We start from the raw sequence: 17,316 nt of genomic DNA, 5'->3' as shown, positions 1-17,316 counted from the left end.
TCCTATTGTTGTTTCTGCTTGTAGGCGACGACGTCTTTCGGGGTGACCATGTCGCCATCGTCGTTGCCCCAGGCGTTGCGCTCGTAGGTGATCACCGCGGCCAGGTCGACCTCGTTGAGCTGCTTGCCGAAGGCCGCCATGGCGGTGCCGGGCACGCCGTTGAAGACCACTTCCAGGTGGTGCTCCTTGGGCCCGGTGACGATCTTCGAGCCCTTCAGCGCCGGGAACATCGGCGGCATGCCCTGGCCTTCGGCCTGGTGGCAGGCGGCGCAGATGGTGTGGTAGACCTTGTCGCCGCGCGCAACCAACTCTTCCTTGGTCCACTCCTTGCTGGTCAGTTCCTTGACCTTCGCCGCCTCTTCCTTGCGCTTGGCCAGCCACTGGTCGAACTCGGCCTTGGGCTTGACGTCGACCACGATCGGCATGAAGCCGTGGTCCTTGCCGCACAGCTCGGCGCACTGGCCGCGGTAGATGCCGGGCTCGTCGACCTTGGTCCAGGCCTCGTTGACGAAGCCGGGGATGGCGTCGCGCTTGACCGCGAAGGCCGGCACCCACCAGGAATGGATCACGTCGCTGGAGGTGATCAGGAAGCGCACCTTGGTGCCCACCGGCAGCACCAGCGGCTCGTCCACCTCCAGCAGGTAATGCTCGTCCTTCGCCTGCCGGTTGTGGATCTGGTCCTGCGGGGTGGCCAGGTTGCTGAAGTACTCGACGTCCTGGCCCAGGTACTTGTACTGCCACTTCCACTGGTAGCCGGTGACCTGCACGTCCAGCTCCGGCTCGGAAGTGTCGTAGATGTGGATCAGGGTGCGGGTGGCGGGCACCGCCATCACCACCAGGATCACGAACGGCACCACCGTCCAGAGGATTTCCACCGTGGTGCTCTCGTGGAAATGCGCCGGCTGCTGGCCGGTGGAGCGGCGGTGGACGATCATCGACCAGAACATCGCGCCGAAGACCAGCACGCCGATCACCACGCAGATCCAGAAGATGGTCATGTGCAGGTCGAAGACGGACCGGCTCACCTCGGTAGCGCCCGGGGCCATGTTGACCGTCCAGGCGGCATTCGCCTGGCTGATCGCCGAGAGCAAAAGGAAGCCCATCCAGACTCGTGGATGTCGCAGCATTCGGGTTCCCCTTATCGTTGTTTTTATCCCGCCGGCAGACGCCAACGGCCAAGGGGTGGACCGCCAAGACAACGAACTTTGACCGTCGCACCTCGGCACACAGCAAGGCAGGCCGGGTTCATCAGGTTCAGCATTCGAGTGGGAGTATAGACAGCGGCTGCGACATAACAACGCAGCGTAAAAATGTCGCTGGAAAGTGCCGATTCTTCTCTAAAAGCCGCGAGCGGCGTGGCTTTGCAGGCGAATGGTGGCCGCCTGATATATCATCCTCGCATAACCACGAAGCGATTATGACAATCGCGTCTTAGCCGGCGCGCGCCGCCGGCTATGTTTCTCCTCTTCTTCACCATCCCCGTTGTATGGGAGACCCCATGAACACCGCTGCCCTCCGTGAACTCATCCAGCAGGCGCACCTCAGCGAAGCCCGCCACGGTCACCTGGCTGATCTGATAGCCAGCCGCCTGCCCCGCCTGCATCGCACCATCCAGCCGCAAGGCGAGAACACGGAAGACATACTCACCCGCTTCGTCCACGCCTACGTCGAACAGGTACCGGACCTGCTCGACGCCGCCAACAGCGTGGCCCGCGAAGCCGGCATCGAGGAACGGATCAAGCCGGTGCTGAAGGTCGCCGAGCAGTTCTTCCTCACCCCGCCGGCGTTGCTCGCCGGCCACGACGGCCTCGACGCCCTGCTCGATGAGGCCTACCTGGCGCACCGCCTGGTGGAAGAAGTGAACGACCGCTACATCGCCCACTTCGGCCAGGCGCTGATCCCGCTGGACACCACCGTGGCCAACCTGGTGGCCCACCAGTTGATCGGCGAGCCGTTCGCCAACCGGCTGGACGAAGCCGTCCACCATGCGGTGGAGAACATGCTCGACGCCACCACCTTCGACGCCGACTCGGCCCGCGCCTACCGCGAGAACCTGAAGAACCCGCGGGTGGTCGCCGCCTGGCAGCAGTGGCCGTGCCTGTCGAAGCAGCTCGGGGTGGAACTCAGCCTGGGCTGACCGCCCCGCCATTGCGCGCGCCGCCCAACCCGACGCTGCCGCGCAGGCGCCCTTCCAGGCGACGCTTCAAGGCGCGCGGTTCGATCACCAGGCGCGAGCCCTGCACCGGTGCCATCCGCCCCCAGTCCTCGAGCAGCTCCATGCAGGCATGGTCGACATAGCTGAGGTTATCCATCGGTACGTGCAGGGTGGTCCCCGGCTTGACCTCGTCGAGCACCCGCGACAGCGCCGGCACCTTGAGGAAAGTCGCGGCGCCGCTCAGGCGCAGCTCGGCTTCATGCTCGCCGGTGTAGCGCAGGGCGATCTTCAGCCGCGCCGCCTTCAGCACCAGCTTCAGCAGGGTCAGGGCGAAGCCCACCAGCACGCCGGTCAGCAGGTCGGTGAAGACGATGGCCAGGGCGGTGGCCGTGTACACCAGCATCGGCATCCGGCCGTAGCGAGAGAGGTTGCCGAGGGCCTTGAAATCGACCAGCTTGACCCCGGTATAGACCAGCACCCCCGCCAGGCTCGCCACCGGAATCTGCCGCAGCAGGCTGCCGAGCAGGAGGACGAAGGCGAGCAACCAGAGGCCGTGGAAGATCGCCGAGGCGCGGGTTCGCGCACCGGCATTGACGTTGGCCGAGCTGCGTACGATCACCCCGGTCATCGGCAGCGCGCCGAGCAGGCCGCAGAGCATGTTGCCGACCCCCTGGGCGGACAACTCGCGATCCATGTCCGAGCGCGGGCCGTCGTGCAGGCGATCCACCGCCGCCGCCGAGAGCAGGGTCTCCGCACTGGCGATGAAGGCCACCACCACCGCCGCCAGCAGCAGGGAGGGATCGGCCAGGGCCAGCAGGTCGGCCGGGCGTAGCCAGTCGATGGCCTCGCCGAGGTTGGCCGGTACCTCGACCCGCCGCACGTCCAGCGCCAGCCAAAGGCTGGCCAGGGTCGCCAGGCTCACGCCGAGCAGCGCGCCGGGTAGGAAGCGCAGGCGTTGCGGACGCAGCTTGTCCCAGCCCCACATCACCGCGATGGTGCCCAGCCCGAGCAGCGCCGCGTCGAGGCCGCTGTCCATGCCCAGCGAGCCGAGCGCGGCGAACGCCGCCTGGGGGAATGCCAGCAGGTTGTCGAGGCCGGACGCCTTGGGCGCCAGGTCGAGCATCACGTGCAATTGCGAAAGGACGATGAGGATGCCGATGCCGGCGAGCATCCCGTATACCACCGCCGGCGAGGTGACCCGGAACCAGCAGCCCAGGCGCAGCCGCCCGGCGAGCAGCTGGATGGCGCCGGCGAGCAGCAGGATCGGCCCGAGCATGGCCACCCCGTAGGTACGCACCAGTTCGAAGACCAGCACCGCGAGGCCGGCCGCCGGGCCGCTAACCTGTAGCGGCGAGCCGGCCAGGAAGCCGACCACCAGGCCACCGACGATGCCGGTGAGCAGGCCCTTGGCCGGCGGCATCCCGGAGGCGATGGCGATGCCCATGCACAGCGGCAGGGCGACGAGGAACACCACCACGGAGGCCATCAGGTCCCGCGGCAACGTGTCCCGGAGGGACGGAAACACCTTTGAAACATGCATGGCACAGTTCTCCTGCGAATTTTTTCCACGACGAGGGAGCGACGCCAGGACCAGGCCCGGCGCCGGTTGTGTGTGCGCAGTGTGTTTTTTCTTGTAATAGCGACCCGTTCAGCCCCGGAACGGGGCTTCCCAGAGGTCGTCCATGGCAGGAACGGCGAAAGGTGACGCGAAAACGCTGTTGTTATCCGGCGGCCCGCACGGCCGCCGCTATCACGAGTTCAGGTAGCGCGGCGCGGGCGTGGCCATCGGCACCGGATGCTCGCCGTCGAGGGGCAGGAAGCGACCCTGCTTGGCGTCGTAGGCGCGGATCTGCGCACTCTCGATGTCGTACACCCAGCCGTGGATGAACAGTTGCCCGCTGGCCAGGCGCGAGGCCACCGAGGGGTGGGTGCGCAGGTGATCGAGCTGGGCCACCACGTTCTCTTCGGTGAGCACTCCGAGGGTGTCGTGGCTGGCGCCGCAGTCGCAGTTGTCCGCCACCACCGTGCGTGCCACCTCGGCGTGCCGCAGCCAGGCCTTGACCGTCGGCATGCGTTCCAGGGTCTGCGGATCGAGCACGGCGCGCATCGCCCCGCAGTCGGAGTGGCCGCAGACGATGATGTGGTGCACGCCCAGCGCCAGCACGGCGTATTCGATGGCGGTGGAGACGCCACCGTTCATCTGCCCGTAGGGCGGCACCACGTTGCCGACGTTGCGGGTGACGAACAGGTCGCCGGGGGAACTCTGGGTGATCAGCTCGGGAACGATGCGCGAATCCGCGCAGGTGATGAACATCGCCCGCGGCCGCTGGCTATTGGCGAGCTTCTTGAACAGCGCCTGCTGCTCGGGAAAGACCTCCCGGCGGAAATGCTGGAATCCATCGACAATCCTTTTCAATGCGTCGTCAGCGCTTTCCTGCTCTGGAGAATCGGACTTAACGCCCCGCATACGGTCTGGCATGGTTCGGAACCTCGATGAATGGATCGATTGAATTTTCCCACGTCTGCCGACGCTTTCCCCATAGGAAAAAGGCACAACAAACGCAGAGCGACCTATGTGACCGACCGGTCACTTCTGGTGCTCAACGCTAATGCCCGAAGCTTAACCATAAATTAAAAAATCCCTCTATCTCGCACGTTGTCAGCTTTTTTCACGATATTTCCAGAGGATGTCGACAGGCTATCATGGCAAACGAGTGGCATTTCCATTCGTCCCGCATAAGTGGTGAAAGGTTTCAGTCAACCGGTTGGCTACGTGCAGGGAAATTCGTCGAATGGGAAAATCCGGCGCACCGCGCCAGCGGCCATGACCTGGCCGCCCGGCGCCAGCCAGCTATCAGAACAGGTCCAGTTGGCGGCGCACCGGCGCACCGGTGGGGAACAGCGGCAGGTTCGGCACGAAGCGCGCCAGCAGGCACGCCGCAGCCATTCGCTGGCGTTGCTGGCCGTCACGCAGGACCTGGCGGCAGCGCGCCTCGCCCAGCGGTTCGCCGAGCAGGTAGGCGCGCCCGGCGACGAAACGCGCGCCGTGGTCACGCCACCAGGCGGAGACTCGCTCCGCCTCCGGCCAGCTATGGTTCTCGTCGTCGTCGAGGGCGACGTTGTCGTCGTCGGGATCGTCGTTGGGGCCAGGGTCGTAGTCGGGCAAGGCCTCCAGCTCCAGGTCGAGCAGCGCCAGGTCGGCGCCGGTGATCAGGCTGAAGGCCTCGCCGGCGACCCGCGCCAGACTCTCGTCGCGCATCTGCTGGATCAGCCAGGGCACCGCCACCGGATCGCCGAACAGGCCGGTGGCCTGGATGCCGATCCGCCGCGTGTCCGCCGCCTGCATCAGTTGGCGAATCCAGGCCATGCTGGTGTCGCGCGGCTGCCAGGCGAGCAGCACCATGGTCGCCGGCAGCTGGAACGGGCCGGGCTGCCCGGCGAACGCACGCAATGGCCCCAACGCCTCCTCGTCGCCCATCTGCGCGGTGGCCCAGTTGGCCCAGAAGCGCAGGCTCGGGTCATCGTGGGCGCGATAGGCGCGAATATTCGCCATCAGGTCGCGCCGACGCAGCTCGCCGGCGGTGCGCGCGGCGCGCGCCAGCACCGCCGGGTCGGCGTGGCCAAGGGCGGACAGCAGCGCCGGCCCCGGGTCATGCCGGTGCATGCCGCAGGCGGCCAGGCCAATGGCGCGGAACAGCGGCTCGGGCGAGGCCAGCAGGCGCTCCACCCAGGGCCGCGCCTGGTCCCAGTCGAGCCAGCCGAGGGCTGCGGCGAAGAATCGCGCGCCCTCGGGAAAACGCCGTAGGTGCTCGCACAACTGGGCCAGGGCTGTACCGTTCGTGCCACGAAACACCAGTATCGCAGCGACGAAAACCTCTCCCTCGGCGTTTGTGTCCAGCGCCTTCAGCACCAGGTCCAGGCTCCTCAGTCCACCTATCTGCAACGCATCCAGATGCGCCTCAATCCGATTGTCGAGATCCAGCAGGTGCGCCAGGTCGTAGTGGGGAGCACGCACGGCATGGTCGCGCAGCCCCGCCAGAAAGCCGGCCTCCTCGACGTGCTGGTCGATGACAGCGGCGACATTCATCGTCGATCAGTTCTCCGGGCAGACATGACGCTGCCAGGTGCCGCCGTCGTAGCTGAGCACGCATTCATCGCCCACCACCCACATCACCTCGGGTTTGGCATCGATGGCGTAGTAAGCCTTCTTACCCTGCACTGGCACCTTGGTCTCACTCAGGCGCGTACCGTCGTACTCGAGCAACTGGTCGGTCGCGGTCACATAGAGCTTGCCGGCGAACTCCACCATATTCTCCAGTACCTCCGAGCACAGGTCGCGGTCGCCGATATCGGTCCAGCCGACCTGTGCACTGCCGCGTAGCAGGATGCCGCCGGAACCGCCTATGTAGACAGTGCCATCGGCGGCGCAGTGCACGCAGTAGAGCGGCAGGTTGGTGGGCGCCGCCGATGCCTGCCAGCCCTTGCCGTCCCAATGCCAGATGGCGCCGGCATCGCCGACGGCATACACATCGTCGCGCGAAAACCCGTCTATACCGTTCAGGCAAGCGGTAACCTCGTCCCCCAGGGGGACATAAAGCCCCTGGTCGATACGCTGCCAAACGCCCTTGTTCTGCCGCAGCACCTGGTTCTGGGTGCCGCAGGCATAGAGCTCACCGTCCACCTCGCAGAGATCCATCAGGTAGACGTTGTCGATGTCCAGCGTGGCATCCGTGCTGGACTGCCCGGACGGGTGTTCACGCAACAGGCCGGCGCGTCCCAGGAAGCAGTAGTCACCTTTCTGCTGCCCGCGCCGCGGACTCCTCTGCAGGGCGCTGTAGACGACTTCGGGGATATCGTAGACGTGGAACCAGTCGTCCTGGTCGATCATCATCACCCGGGTCACGCTGGGTTCCGCGCCCTCCAGGTAGAGGTGCCCGGCGAGCAGCGCCTCTTGAGGCCCGATCGCAATGACGTTGGTGAAATAGAGGGCGGTCTCGCTCTTTGCCATGGTTCAGTTCCTATGGACGTCCCGCAGGTGCCGGCGCGGAACGCGCGGGTGGTATGACTTTTCCCGCCGCGCCCGAGGCGCGGAGGTTCGTGGCGGTGGTGCAGCCCGGCCCCTTCTTGGGCTTGGCCTTGTAGTACTGGTCGAGCTGGAAGGCGACGCACTCCTTTTCTTTTTTCGTCAGCTCGCGCGGCGGGCTCAACGCTCCCCCTGCCGAAGCAGCCGCGGTGTTGCGCGCGGTTTCGTACTTGAACGGCTTGCCTTTGTCGAAGTGGTCCAGTTCGACCGGATCGAACTTCGCGTGACAACGCTTGTGCGAGCCCTGGTGCTGGTTGCCGCGCGACACACAGATCACCGGGGCCTTGGAGTGGCTGTAGCCGGCCTTGCCGCGCATACAGCGACCAGGAATCAGGTGGTGGCCGGTCTGTGCGCCCCCGCCCGCGGTGCTAGGGCACGCCTTGCTGTAGGGCTGCAGGCGCAGGTGCTCCATGCCGGCACACTTGCCGCCCGGCTTGAAGGCCGCCTTCATCTTCGAGGTGTGCGGCCAGGTCGCGGTATTGCCGGGAGAGGGGTTGTGGTTGTGGGTGGTCAGGTCGAGATGGCGGACGACGTTCAGGCCTTCGATCTTCACGTCCATCGACCATGAAGTGAAATAGACCTTGCCGGTATTGGTACTGGTGATGATGCCTTTCTTCGGCGCACGCCCAGCCTCGTCGCCGTAGCTCTTCTTGAAGTGGCTCTTGTTCTTGAGCATCACTTCCTTGCGGGTGATCCTTACGGTCCGGCTACCTCGGGTGGTGTCCTTCGACATGCCGGTATTAGGGTAGGGGACCGGCACGCCCAACGGCGTCGGTGGTGCCTGAGGCGGCGTGAAGCAGACGTCGGGGAACGACGCTATCGATTTCCCCGAGGCCGACTTGCAGGAGAGCTCGCGGCCGTTGGCATAGACCTCGTTGGCCATCTAGTTCGCCCTCACTCGCTGGTAGCCAAGCACCACCGCGGCCCGTTCGCCAGCATCGTTGCCCGAATGACAGAGTACCTGCGGGCCGTGTGCATACCCCTTGCGTGAGGCGGCAAGGGCGATGCACAGCAGCGCGGGGCCTGTCATCGCTCCGCACTCGCCGATGCAATCCGCAGGGCTCCAGAGTTCGACGCGCTCCTTGCGCACCCGCAGGGTTCGACTCAAGGCCAGCGCGGCCTCCTTGAAGTAATACTGCTCGCCGGGGAGGTCTGCCAGGCGATAGTCGACAAGTTCGTAACCGAACCCGCAGTCCGCGAACGCCGCTTTCACCGCCTGGGTGAGGCCATCCGCCCGCAGCGGCAGGCCCTCGCTTTCGACGGTAGCCTTCTCCACCCCGAACCCCAGCCCCAGGCACAGCAATTGCGGTTCCTCGCTGGCGCACGCGGCCGTCACCAGTACCGCCGCCGCGCCTTCGCCGGGGATGAAGCCATCCTGGCAGTGGCTGCCCAGCAGCCGGTCGCGTTCCTGGTAGGCCGCCAGCGTCGCCGCGGTCAGGTAGGAATCGACTCCGGCGATCAGCACCTTCGAACACCCCTGTTCGATGAGCTTGCGCGCGTTGAGGAGCGCCACCGCGGCGCTCACCCGACCGCGCGGGATGACACAGGAACGTTCATGGAAGCGGTAACCCAGGCGCTCTTCGATGGCCTGTAGCAAAGGCTGCTCCAACCCCGCCAGTCGTCCGGGCCGGTCGACTTCGGCAACGCCAAGCAGCAACGGCATTTCGCGAATGTCCTCGGCGGGCAACCCGGCCACACATTCGGCGATGGCCATGGCAGCCATCCCCACCAATTGCGCGTAGCCGGAGGACGGCTCGGGCAGCATCACCGGAGCGCCGACCAACCATTCGCCGCCCTGGTCGATGAAACGCGTCTCCTGGAAGTTGTCCAGGGCGCAGCGGATCGCCGCGCAGCTGGCCGGCGCGCTGAGGCCGACCGCGCTGACCATGCCGGAGGCGACGATGCTCAGGGCCTGGCTCATGCCTCGTCCTCCTCGGCCTGGCGGCTGCGTGCCAACGCGGCAAGCGAGGGGTAGTAGTCCTTGCCCAGCTCGCGGGCGCGCCACCAGGCGGCGGACTTGCTGCCGACCAGCACCTGGGCGATCTCGAACAGGTTGCGCTTCAACGGCCGGCGAATGCGCCAGGTGACTTCCACGCGACGGGCGTCGCAGTCCACCAGCAGGGTATCGATCCGTGCTTGCGCGGTTTCGTGGCCACCCTTTTTCAGGAAGAAGGTCACCGGGACCTCCCTGCGCGGCACGCGGAAGGCCGCGCGCTCCTCGCCGGTGAGGTTGAGCAGCAGGACCTCCTCGCCGCCGCGCAGATGGTCGGTCCACTGGTCGGCCGGCGCGGACTGGAAGTAGCGCTCGTCGAAGTCGGCGGGCAGGAACGGGAAGCGCTCGGCCAGCCAGGCGTCGTCGTAGCGGCCGGCGAAGCCGACCCGGGCCTGCCAGTGGCGGCCGAGCGGGCCGAGCGCCATCGGCGTGAAGCGGCCGTGGGGGCTGTCCACCGGCTCGCCGAGCTTTTCCGTGGCCGGCATCGGCGTGCCGACGATCTCGGCGGTGTCGGCGCTGCGCGGAAACCAGCCACATCCGGCCGGATTGGCCATGTAGCAATCCATGAAACCGGGGTTGTCCGGCGAGGCATGGCTGCCGCCGAAGGCACTGGCGTAGGAAATGTCCTGGCGCTGGAACGGCTGCGCGACGCCCGCGCCGGCACCGAGCAATCCCGGTTCCCACTGGCGCGGCCCATGCACCGTCAGCGCCTTGCTCACCCGGCCGACGCGGATGCCCGCGGTCAACTGCTGTACCGGCCGCCCGCCGGGCGCCTGGGCGCTGCCCAGCACCAGCACATCGCAGAACGGCTTGAAGGGAACGAACTCGCACTCCCGGCGCGGCGCGGAAAACCCCGGCTCGCCATAGAATTCATCGACCATCAGCAGCGTCTGCTGCTCGTCCAGCAGGCGCGCCTCGCGACCGTCCAGCGGCAGGTCGAAACTGCCCTTGGCGATCACCACCAGCGACTCCCGGCCTTCGGCGTCGAGCCCCTGGTTGTAGGCGGCGGCCAGCGGGGTGGCGTTCAACAGTTCCATGTCGGGCCCGCCGCGCTCAGTTGATCTGCACCGAACCGCCCTTGATCCGGTTGACCCCGGTGGAGCGGCTGGAAAGATAGGCGCCACGGATGATCACCTTGCCGGCGCGGGTCAGGGTGATGCTGGCCTTGCCACAACGCAGGACGATCTCGCGTTCGGCACTGAACTCCAGGCGCTCGCCGTCCAGTTGCGCCAGCGCTTCCTGCGGCAGGCGCTGGATGCGGCCGATCAGCAGCGGCTGGCGCGGATCGCCGGCGACGAACATCAGCGCTACCTGGGCGCCGATGTCGGCGCGACTGAGCTGGGTGGTGGTGGCCGCCGCCAGGCCGTGCTCGCTCGGGCAACCGGGATAGGCGACCACCGGAGCGGCGGCGTCCGGCACGTCGAGGAGGACGCCGATGACCACGCCGTCCAGGCGCGCGGGAAGGGCCGTCGTGGCCCCAGGTAGATGGATCTCGACACTCATGCGCTGACTCCCTGGCTCTGCGCCGCTTCAGTTCTGGAGGATCTTGCGTCCCTTCACCACCACGTTCCTGTCGGCCTTGACGTTGATCGCCCCGGATCCGTCGATGGTGATGTTCTTGCCGCTGATGACGATGCTGCCGTCCTTCTTCATGCGGATGCTGGCGGCACCGGTGACCAGGGTGATCGAGTCGCCGGCGTTGAGCGTGAAGCTCTTGCCCACGTCCAGGCTATCGTCCTTGCCCACCGAGGTATCGCGGCCCTGGCCGACGCTGCGCGACTCGTTCTTGCCGATGCTGGTGCTCTGGTTGCCGCCTATGTCGATGGTCTCGTTGGCGCCCACCGACTCGCTGCGGTCGGCGCCGATGCTGATCGTCTCGTTGTTGCCCACCGACTCGCTACGGTTCGCGCCGATGCTGATGGTCTCGTCGTTGCCGACGTCCTCGGTGCGATTGGCACCGATGCTGATCCTCTCGTTGCTGCCGACCTTCTCGGTGCGGTCAACGCCGATGCTGATGGTCTCGTTGCTGCCGACGTCCTCGGTGCGGTTCGCGCCGATACTGATCTTCTCGTTGTTGCCGACCTTCTCGGTGCGGTCGACGCCGATGGTTATGGTCTCGTTGTTGTCCACGGTCTCGGTGCGATCGTGCTTCACGTGCACGGTCTCGTCGTGGTCGATGGTCTTGGTCCGGTCGTGGCCGACCCAGTGGGTCTCGTCGTTCTCGACCTCGATGTCCTGGTTCTTCTCGGCATGGATGAACAACTGCTCGGCGCCCTTCTTGTCCTCCATGCGGATCTCGTTGAAGTTGGCCGGCGTGCCGCCCTTGCTCGAACGGCTCTTGGTGCCGCTCTGGGTAGCGTTCGCCGGCAGCTCGTAGGGCACCGTCTGCTCGGCGTTGTAGACCCGCCCGGTGATGATCGGCCGGTCCGGGTCGCCTTCGAGGAAGCTGACGATCACTTCCTGGCCGATCCGCGGGATCTGGATCGAGCCCCAGTTCTTCCCCGCCCAGGCCTGGGAGACGCGCATCCAGCAGGAGCTGTTCTCGTTGGACTGGTCGTGGCGGTCCCAGTGGAAATGCACCTTGACCCGGCCGTACTGGTCGGTCCAGATCTCCTCGCCCTTGGGCCCGACCACCACCGCAGTCTGCGGGCCACGGACGATCGGCAGCGGAGTGGTCGGCAAGGGGCGGTAGGCCTGGCCGGCATCGATGCAGTCCAGCTCGCTCTCGAACTGCGCGCCGACCCCGCCGCCGCCGGTCTCGTAGAGTTCCTGGACCACCCGGTACTCGGCGCCGACCACCAGGTACTCGCGGTTCTGGTCCTCGCGCGGGTAGCCGCTGAGCTTGAACAGGTGGCCCGAACCCAGGCCGCGGGCGCGGCCGCGCAGGCGCACCCGTTCGTAGCGCGCCTGCAAGGCTTCGATACGGGTCCGCGCGTACTGCTCGCCGTCCTGGCTCTGCACGTATTCGCCGGGGTAGTCGTACAGCGGGTAGTCGGCCGCCGCGTGCGAGCGGGCGATGTTCGAACGCACCTCCAGGCGCGCGCCGGGACGCTGGAAGTCGTAGTCGTTGAGGCTCAGTGAGCCGGACTGCACCTCGCGCGCCATGTGCCAGTCGTAGAAATGGTCGCGCTCGCGCTGTTCCAGGGTCGGCGGGTAGTAGGGCACGCTGGCGTAGTTCGGCGGGCTCTGGTGCGCGCCGTAGGCGTCGGAGAGCACCAGGATGTGGCGGCTCTGCTCGTGGCGGAACCAGTAGTAGATGCCTTCCTGCTCCATCAGCCGGCTGACGAAGTCGAAACTGGTCTCGCGGTACTGCACGCAGTATTCCCACTCGCGGTAGGAGCGGCTCAGGGCGTCCTCGAAGTCGGAGAAGCCGAGGTCGCGGAACACCTGCTTGATGATGTCCGGGACCTTCTGGTTCTGGAAGATGCGGCAGTCGGAGGTGCGCGTCAGCAGCCACAGCCAGGGGCGCAGGGTGACCTGGTAGCTGGCGAACTGGCCGTTGCCGGATCCCTGGCTGCAAGCGGCGACGATGCCGTGGAAATGCCGCCGGCTGCCGTCGTGCAGTTCCAGCGCCAGGCTGGCCGGCTTGCCCAGCAGCCCGTCGAGTGGCAGGTCGGGGTTTTCCGAGATCAGTTCCAGCTCGTAGGCGAACGGCCGGCCGAGCTCTTCGCGACCCTCCATTCGCTGCAATTGCAGGACCTCCGCGCCGAGCGGACTGTCGACCCGGACCAGGCGGGTCTGTTGCGCAAGTGCCATGAAATCATCCTTGATCCACGTCCATCACTGGCGCCGTTGGAGCGGCGCCACCCAAGCAGCATAGGCGCGGATGCGGTGGAAAGGGGAGATGCGTGACACAGATTCCGACGAGCGCCCCGACCGACGGCGAACAGGCAGAAGGCCATCACGAAAGGCCGCTTCGGGCCAGGAAAGCCTTGATTCGCGAGCAACATTCCGTAAAGCTTTTGTCCAGCAATGACTCACTCAGAATCCTAGGGAAGGGGTTAACACAGTGACGCTCTATCGCCTCCACGAAGCCGATCTCGAGATTCCCGATGCCTGGCAGGACCAGAGCATCAACATCTTCAAGCTCCCCGCCAGCGGCCCCGCCCGCGAAGCCAGTTTCGTCATCAGCCGCGACGCCAGCCAGGGCGACGCGCCGTTCGCCGACTATGTCGCCCGCCAACTGGAGAATGCCGAGAAGCAATTGCCCGGCTTCAAGCTGCACAAGCGCTGGGACATCAACATTCACGGCCACGCCGCCGTGCTCCTCGACTACCAGTGGCAGCGCGAGGGCCGCGACCTGATGCTGCGCCAGGTATTCATCGAGCGCCGCCCGGCGGTGCTGATCACCACCCTGACCACCACCCCGGCTGACCTGCCGCACCACGAGCCGGCCTGGAAGCAGGCGATGCAGACCCTGGTCCCGCGCCCGACCCCTAGCTGACCCGAGTACCGACGCATGGATGCGCAAGCCGCCGCCCGACTGGGCGATGAGATAGCCCACGGTTTCGGTGTCGCCGCGATGGTCGCCGGAGCCGTGGCCGGAGCCCTGATCGGCGCCGCCGTGGTCGCCGCCACCGCCGCCACCGGCGGCCTGGCCGCGGTGATCCTGGCCGGCTCGATCGCCGCCGGCGGGCTGTCGATGTTCCAGATCGTCAAGGGCCTGACCACCATCTTCGAGCTACCCGAGCCGACCACCGGGGTGCTCATACGCGGCAGCTTCAACGTCTACGTGAACAGTCGCAACGCGATGCGCGCCGGCGACGACGTCTCCGCCACCTGCAGCGGCCTGCCGCTGAACCATCCGCTGTGGCCGTTCCCGGTGCTGATCGCCGAAGGCAGCGCCACCGTGTACATCAACGGCAAGCCGGCGGCACGCCTGCAGAGCAAGATGGTCTGCGGCGCGCACATCAAGACCGGCAGCCAGGACACCTTCATCGGCGGCCCCACCGAGCGGGTGGCCTTCGTCCTCGACCTGGAGGAATGGCTGCACACCGGCCTCGAGGCGCTGGGCCTGGCGGCCCTTGCCGGCGGCCTGCTGCTGGCGGCGATGGCCGGGGTCGCGGCGCTGGCCGGCTTCGTCGCCATCGGCGGGCTGATGATGGGCGGCATGGCCCTGCTCGGCGACCTCGGCGACCGCCTCGGTCCCGGCTACCGCGACCTGTTCCAGGGCGTGGCGGGGATGGCATTGCTGGGCTTCGGGCCGAAACTCGCCGGTCGTCGTCCGGCAGCGGTGACCTCCGAAACCGCGCAACGACGCGCCTACCTGAACAATAAGTTCGGTCGTTCCGGCAACCTCGACCACGACATCAACTACCGCGGGAATCGTGAAACCGCCGCCAAGTTCTTCAAGTCGAAGGACATCGATCCTGCCGATGCCGAGTCGTACATGAACGGCCTGGACTTCAACCATCCGGTCCGTGTGGAAACCCTCGCGCCCGGCAAGAACCTGTGGCAGTACCAGTCCCCCGGAGCGCCGCAGGGCAACTGGTATACACTCAGCCCGCGCGTGCAGCCCACGGAGCTGGGAATCAACCCCATGGGCACCAACCGGGCGGCGAACACCATCGAACCCAAGGTCCTCAACTCCTACAGGACGACCCAGAAGGTCGAGGTCCTGCGCAGCACCGCTGCGCCGACCGATGACTTCTGGTCGGTAAAGGGACAGTCATATCCCGCCAAAGGCGGCGCGCAACAACTGTTCTCCAACGAGAAAGGCTCCTTCGGTCTGCTTCCCCGGGAGGGATCATGACACCCATCGAATACATCGACCGCGCTCTGGCGCTGGTCGTCGACCGGCTGGCCCGCTATCCGGGATACGAGGTCCTGCTGTCCGCGGAAAAGCAATTGCAGTACATCAGGTCCGTCCTGCTCGACCGCAGCCTGGATCGTTCCGCACTGCACCGGTTGACCCTCGGCAGCATCGCCGTGAAGGAATTCGACGAAACCGACCCGGAACTCTCCAGGGCCCTCAAGGACGCCTATTACGTCGGTATACGCACTGGCCGCGGCCTGAAGGTCGATCTGCCCTGAGCGCAACACCATCGGTCTTGAGCGACCGCCGCTTCTGCCTGGCGAGGACATGCGCGAATCGTCAAGGCTCCCGCGGCGTCCCGCCCAAGGGCGGGCAGCCAGGATGCCGCCGCCTCAGCCCTTCGCCGGCGGCGGAAACATCGCCTGTACCTGGCCGTCGATGGTGCCCTGCACGCCCTTGCCCTTGGCGTCGACCTCGCTGGCGCCGCCGGAATTGAGGTCGAGGCGGCCGCCGGTGTCGATGTTGCCGTTGCCGCTGGCGTAGAGGTTGAAGGCGCTGCCGGAGATATTGATGGTGCCGTCGGCGTTGAACTCCACCACGCTCTTGCCGCAGACCAGGCGGATCTGCGCGCCGGCCTCGATCAGGTAGGTGCCGGTGACGCTGTCGCTCTTCGCCCCGCCCACCAACAGGGTGTCGTTGAGCTTCACCGCGCGGGTGCGGTTGTTGCCGATGCGCGCCAGCTCGTCGTGGCCGATGCTCTTGTTGCGGTCGTGGCCGACCGACAGCGAGGCATCGTTCTCGACCAGGTTGTCCTGGTTGCGCTCGGCGTGGATGTATAACTGCTCGGCGCCCTTCTTGTCCTCCATGCGGATCTCGTTGAAGTTGGCCGGCGTGCCGCCCTTGCTCGAACGGCTCTTCATCCCGCTCTGGGTGGCGTTCGCCGGCAGCTCGTAGGGCACCGTCTGCTCGGCGTTGTAGACCCGCCCGGTGATGATCGGCCGGTCCGGATCGCCTTCGAGGAAGCTGACGATCACTTCCTGGCCGATCCGCGGGATCTGCATCGAACCCCAGTTCTTCCCGGCCCAGGCCTGGGACACGCGAATCCAGCAGGAGCTGTTCTCGTTCGACTGGTCGTGGCGATCCCAGTGGAAGTGCACCTTGACCCGGCCGTACTGGTCGGTCCAGATCTCCTCGCCCTTGGGTCCGACCACCACCGCGGTCTGCGGACCCCGCACCACCGGTACCGGAGTCTGCGGCAGGAGACGGAACGACTGGCTGGCGTCGATGCAGTCCAGCTCGCTCTCGAACTGCGAGCCGGCGCCGCCGCTGCCGGTTTCGTAGAGTTCCTGGACCACCCGGTATTCGGCGCCGACCACCAGGTACTCGCGGTTCTGGTCATCGCGCGGATAGCCGCTCAGGCGGAACAGGTGCCCGGCGCCGATCCCGCGCACCACGCCGCGCAGGCGCACGCGCTCGTGCTGCGCCTGGATCGCCTCGATGCGGTTGCGCGCGTACTGCTCGCCGTCCTGGCTCTGCACGTATTCGCCGGGATAGTCGTACAGCGGGTAGTCGGCCGCCGCGTGCGGCCGGGCGATGTTCGAACGCACCTCCAGGCGCGCGCCGGGGCGCTGGAAGTCGTAGTCGTTGAGGGTCAGCGAACCGGGCTGGACCTCGCGTGCCATCTGCCAGTCGAAGAAGTGGTCGCGCTCGCGATGGCCGAGGGTCGGCGGGTAGTACGGCACGCTGGCGTAGCCACCCGGGCTGCGATGCGCGCCGTAGGCGTCGGAGAGCACCAGGATGTGGCGCTTCTGCTCATGGCGGAACCAGTAGTAGATGCCTTCCTGTTCCATCAGCCGGCTGATGAAGTCGAAGCTGGTCTCGCGGTACTGCACGCAGTATTCCCACTCGCGGTAGGGGCGCGTGAGGGCATCCTCGAAATCGGAAAAGCCGAGGTCGCGGAACACCTGCTTGATGATCTCCGGCACGCTCTGGTTCTGGAAGATGCGGCAGTCCGAGGTGCGCGTCAGCAGCCACGGCCAGGGCCGCAGGGTGGCCTGGTAGCCGGCGAACTGGCCGTGCCCGGCCACCTGGCTACAGCGCGCGACGATGCCGTGAAAGAAGCGCCGGCTGCCGCCGGGCAGCTCCAGCGACAGGCTCATCGGCTTGCCGAGCAACTGCTCCAGCGGCAGGTTGGGATTTTCCGATACCAGGTGCAGCTCGTAGGCGAACAGCCGTCCCAGTTCCTCGCGTCCCTCCATGCGCTGCAACAGCAGCACGTCCGGCCCCAGCGGGCAATCCACCTGGACCAGGCGGGTCAGTTGCATCAATCC

At 66.5% G+C, this 17,316-nt stretch carries 15 protein-coding genes; 4 read left to right on the top strand and 11 right to left on the bottom strand.

Annotated elements, in window-relative coordinates; translation table 11 throughout:
• Positions 1-2: 2 nt before the first annotated feature.
• Positions 3-1,127, bottom strand: coding sequence for a cytochrome c oxidase subunit II (coxB, locus tag AC1RB9_RS00565; protein WP_003101203.1), 1,125 nt, complete (start codon positions 1,125-1,127; stop codon positions 3-5).
• Positions 1,128-1,498: 371 nt separating this feature from the next.
• Between coxB and AC1RB9_RS00560 the strand changes: the two genes are divergently transcribed.
• Positions 1,499-2,137 carry a hypothetical protein gene (locus AC1RB9_RS00560; protein WP_003083705.1) on the top strand — a complete coding sequence of 213 codons (639 nt, stop codon included), beginning with the start codon at positions 1,499-1,501 and terminating at the stop codon, positions 2,135-2,137.
• Here the strand turns inward: AC1RB9_RS00560 and AC1RB9_RS00555 are convergent.
• From AC1RB9_RS00555 to vgrG1b, 9 genes are all read right to left on the bottom strand, one after another.
• The gene (locus tag AC1RB9_RS00555) at positions 2,124-3,695 is read right to left on the bottom strand and encodes a SulP family inorganic anion transporter (protein ID WP_003142385.1); all 1,572 of its coding nucleotides are present in this window, start codon (positions 3,693-3,695) and stop codon (positions 2,124-2,126) included. The two genes, AC1RB9_RS00560 and AC1RB9_RS00555, sit on opposite strands and share 14 nt — an antisense overlap.
• A gap of 210 nt (positions 3,696-3,905) precedes the next feature.
• Entirely contained in the window at positions 3,906-4,634 is a 729-nt protein-coding gene (locus AC1RB9_RS00550) for a carbonic anhydrase (protein ID WP_003083701.1), read from the bottom strand.
• A gap of 375 nt (positions 4,635-5,009) precedes the next feature.
• On the bottom strand, positions 5,010-6,242 hold the full coding sequence (locus AC1RB9_RS00545) for a TIGR02270 family protein (protein WP_003142384.1): 1,233 nt from the start codon (positions 6,240-6,242) through the stop codon (positions 5,010-5,012).
• 6 nt (positions 6,243-6,248) lie between these two features.
• On the bottom strand, positions 6,249-7,163 hold the full coding sequence (locus AC1RB9_RS00540) for a WD40/YVTN/BNR-like repeat-containing protein (RefSeq protein WP_003110650.1): 915 nt from the start codon (positions 7,161-7,163) through the stop codon (positions 6,249-6,251).
• 10 nt (positions 7,164-7,173) lie between these two features.
• Positions 7,174-8,121 (bottom strand): DUF4150 domain-containing protein, encoded by a 948-nt coding sequence (locus AC1RB9_RS00535; RefSeq protein WP_003123791.1) that lies wholly within the window; start codon positions 8,119-8,121, stop codon positions 7,174-7,176.
• Complete coding sequence (locus AC1RB9_RS00530) at positions 8,122-9,159, bottom strand: 3-oxoacyl-ACP synthase (RefSeq protein WP_003110648.1); 1,038 nt, start codon at positions 9,157-9,159, stop codon at positions 8,122-8,124.
• Positions 9,156-10,268 carry a DUF2169 family type VI secretion system accessory protein gene (locus tag AC1RB9_RS00525; RefSeq protein WP_003162766.1) on the bottom strand — a complete coding sequence of 371 codons (1,113 nt, stop codon included), beginning with the start codon at positions 10,266-10,268 and terminating at the stop codon, positions 9,156-9,158. Before AC1RB9_RS00525 ends, AC1RB9_RS00530 begins: the two co-directional genes overlap by 4 nt.
• Positions 10,269-10,284: 16 nt before the next feature.
• Positions 10,285-10,734: a DUF6484 domain-containing protein gene (locus AC1RB9_RS00520; protein ID WP_003101196.1), complete on the bottom strand. Its 450-nt coding sequence runs from the start codon at positions 10,732-10,734 to the stop codon at positions 10,285-10,287.
• 27 nt (positions 10,735-10,761) lie between these two features.
• Complete coding sequence (gene vgrG1b / locus AC1RB9_RS00515; RefSeq protein ID WP_003162767.1) at positions 10,762-12,987, bottom strand: type VI secretion system spike protein VgrG1b; 2,226 nt, start codon at positions 12,985-12,987, stop codon at positions 10,762-10,764.
• Positions 12,988-13,240: 253 nt separating this feature from the next.
• Between vgrG1b and eagT6 the strand changes: the two genes are divergently transcribed.
• From eagT6 to AC1RB9_RS00500, 3 genes are read left to right on the top strand one after another with little or no spacing between them, the layout of a single operon-like run.
• Positions 13,241-13,675 (top strand): type VI secretion system effector EagT6, encoded by a 435-nt coding sequence (eagT6, locus tag AC1RB9_RS00510; RefSeq protein WP_003083692.1) that lies wholly within the window; start codon positions 13,241-13,243, stop codon positions 13,673-13,675.
• Positions 13,676-13,690: 15 nt separating this feature from the next.
• A complete protein-coding gene (tse6, locus tag AC1RB9_RS00505) occupies positions 13,691-14,983 on the top strand; it encodes an NAD(P)+ glycohydrolase Tse6 (RefSeq protein ID WP_003104959.1) in 1,293 nt (430 codons plus the stop codon).
• Positions 14,980-15,264, top strand: coding sequence for an immunity protein Tsi6 family protein (locus AC1RB9_RS00500; protein WP_003104961.1), 285 nt, complete (start codon positions 14,980-14,982; stop codon positions 15,262-15,264). Before tse6 ends, AC1RB9_RS00500 begins: the two co-directional genes overlap by 4 nt.
• Before the next feature lie 114 nt (positions 15,265-15,378).
• Here the strand turns inward: AC1RB9_RS00500 and vgrG1a are convergent, their stop codons facing one another.
• Positions 15,379-17,310: a type VI secretion system spike protein VgrG1a gene (gene vgrG1a, locus AC1RB9_RS00495; RefSeq protein WP_003142374.1), complete on the bottom strand. Its 1,932-nt coding sequence runs from the start codon at positions 17,308-17,310 to the stop codon at positions 15,379-15,381.
• Positions 17,311-17,316 lie beyond the last annotated feature (6 nt).

The organism is Pseudomonas sp. 20-5, assembly GCF_056782835.1.
Note: the sequence above shows the minus strand (reverse complement) of the source record. Positions and strands in the feature narration are given on the sequence as shown.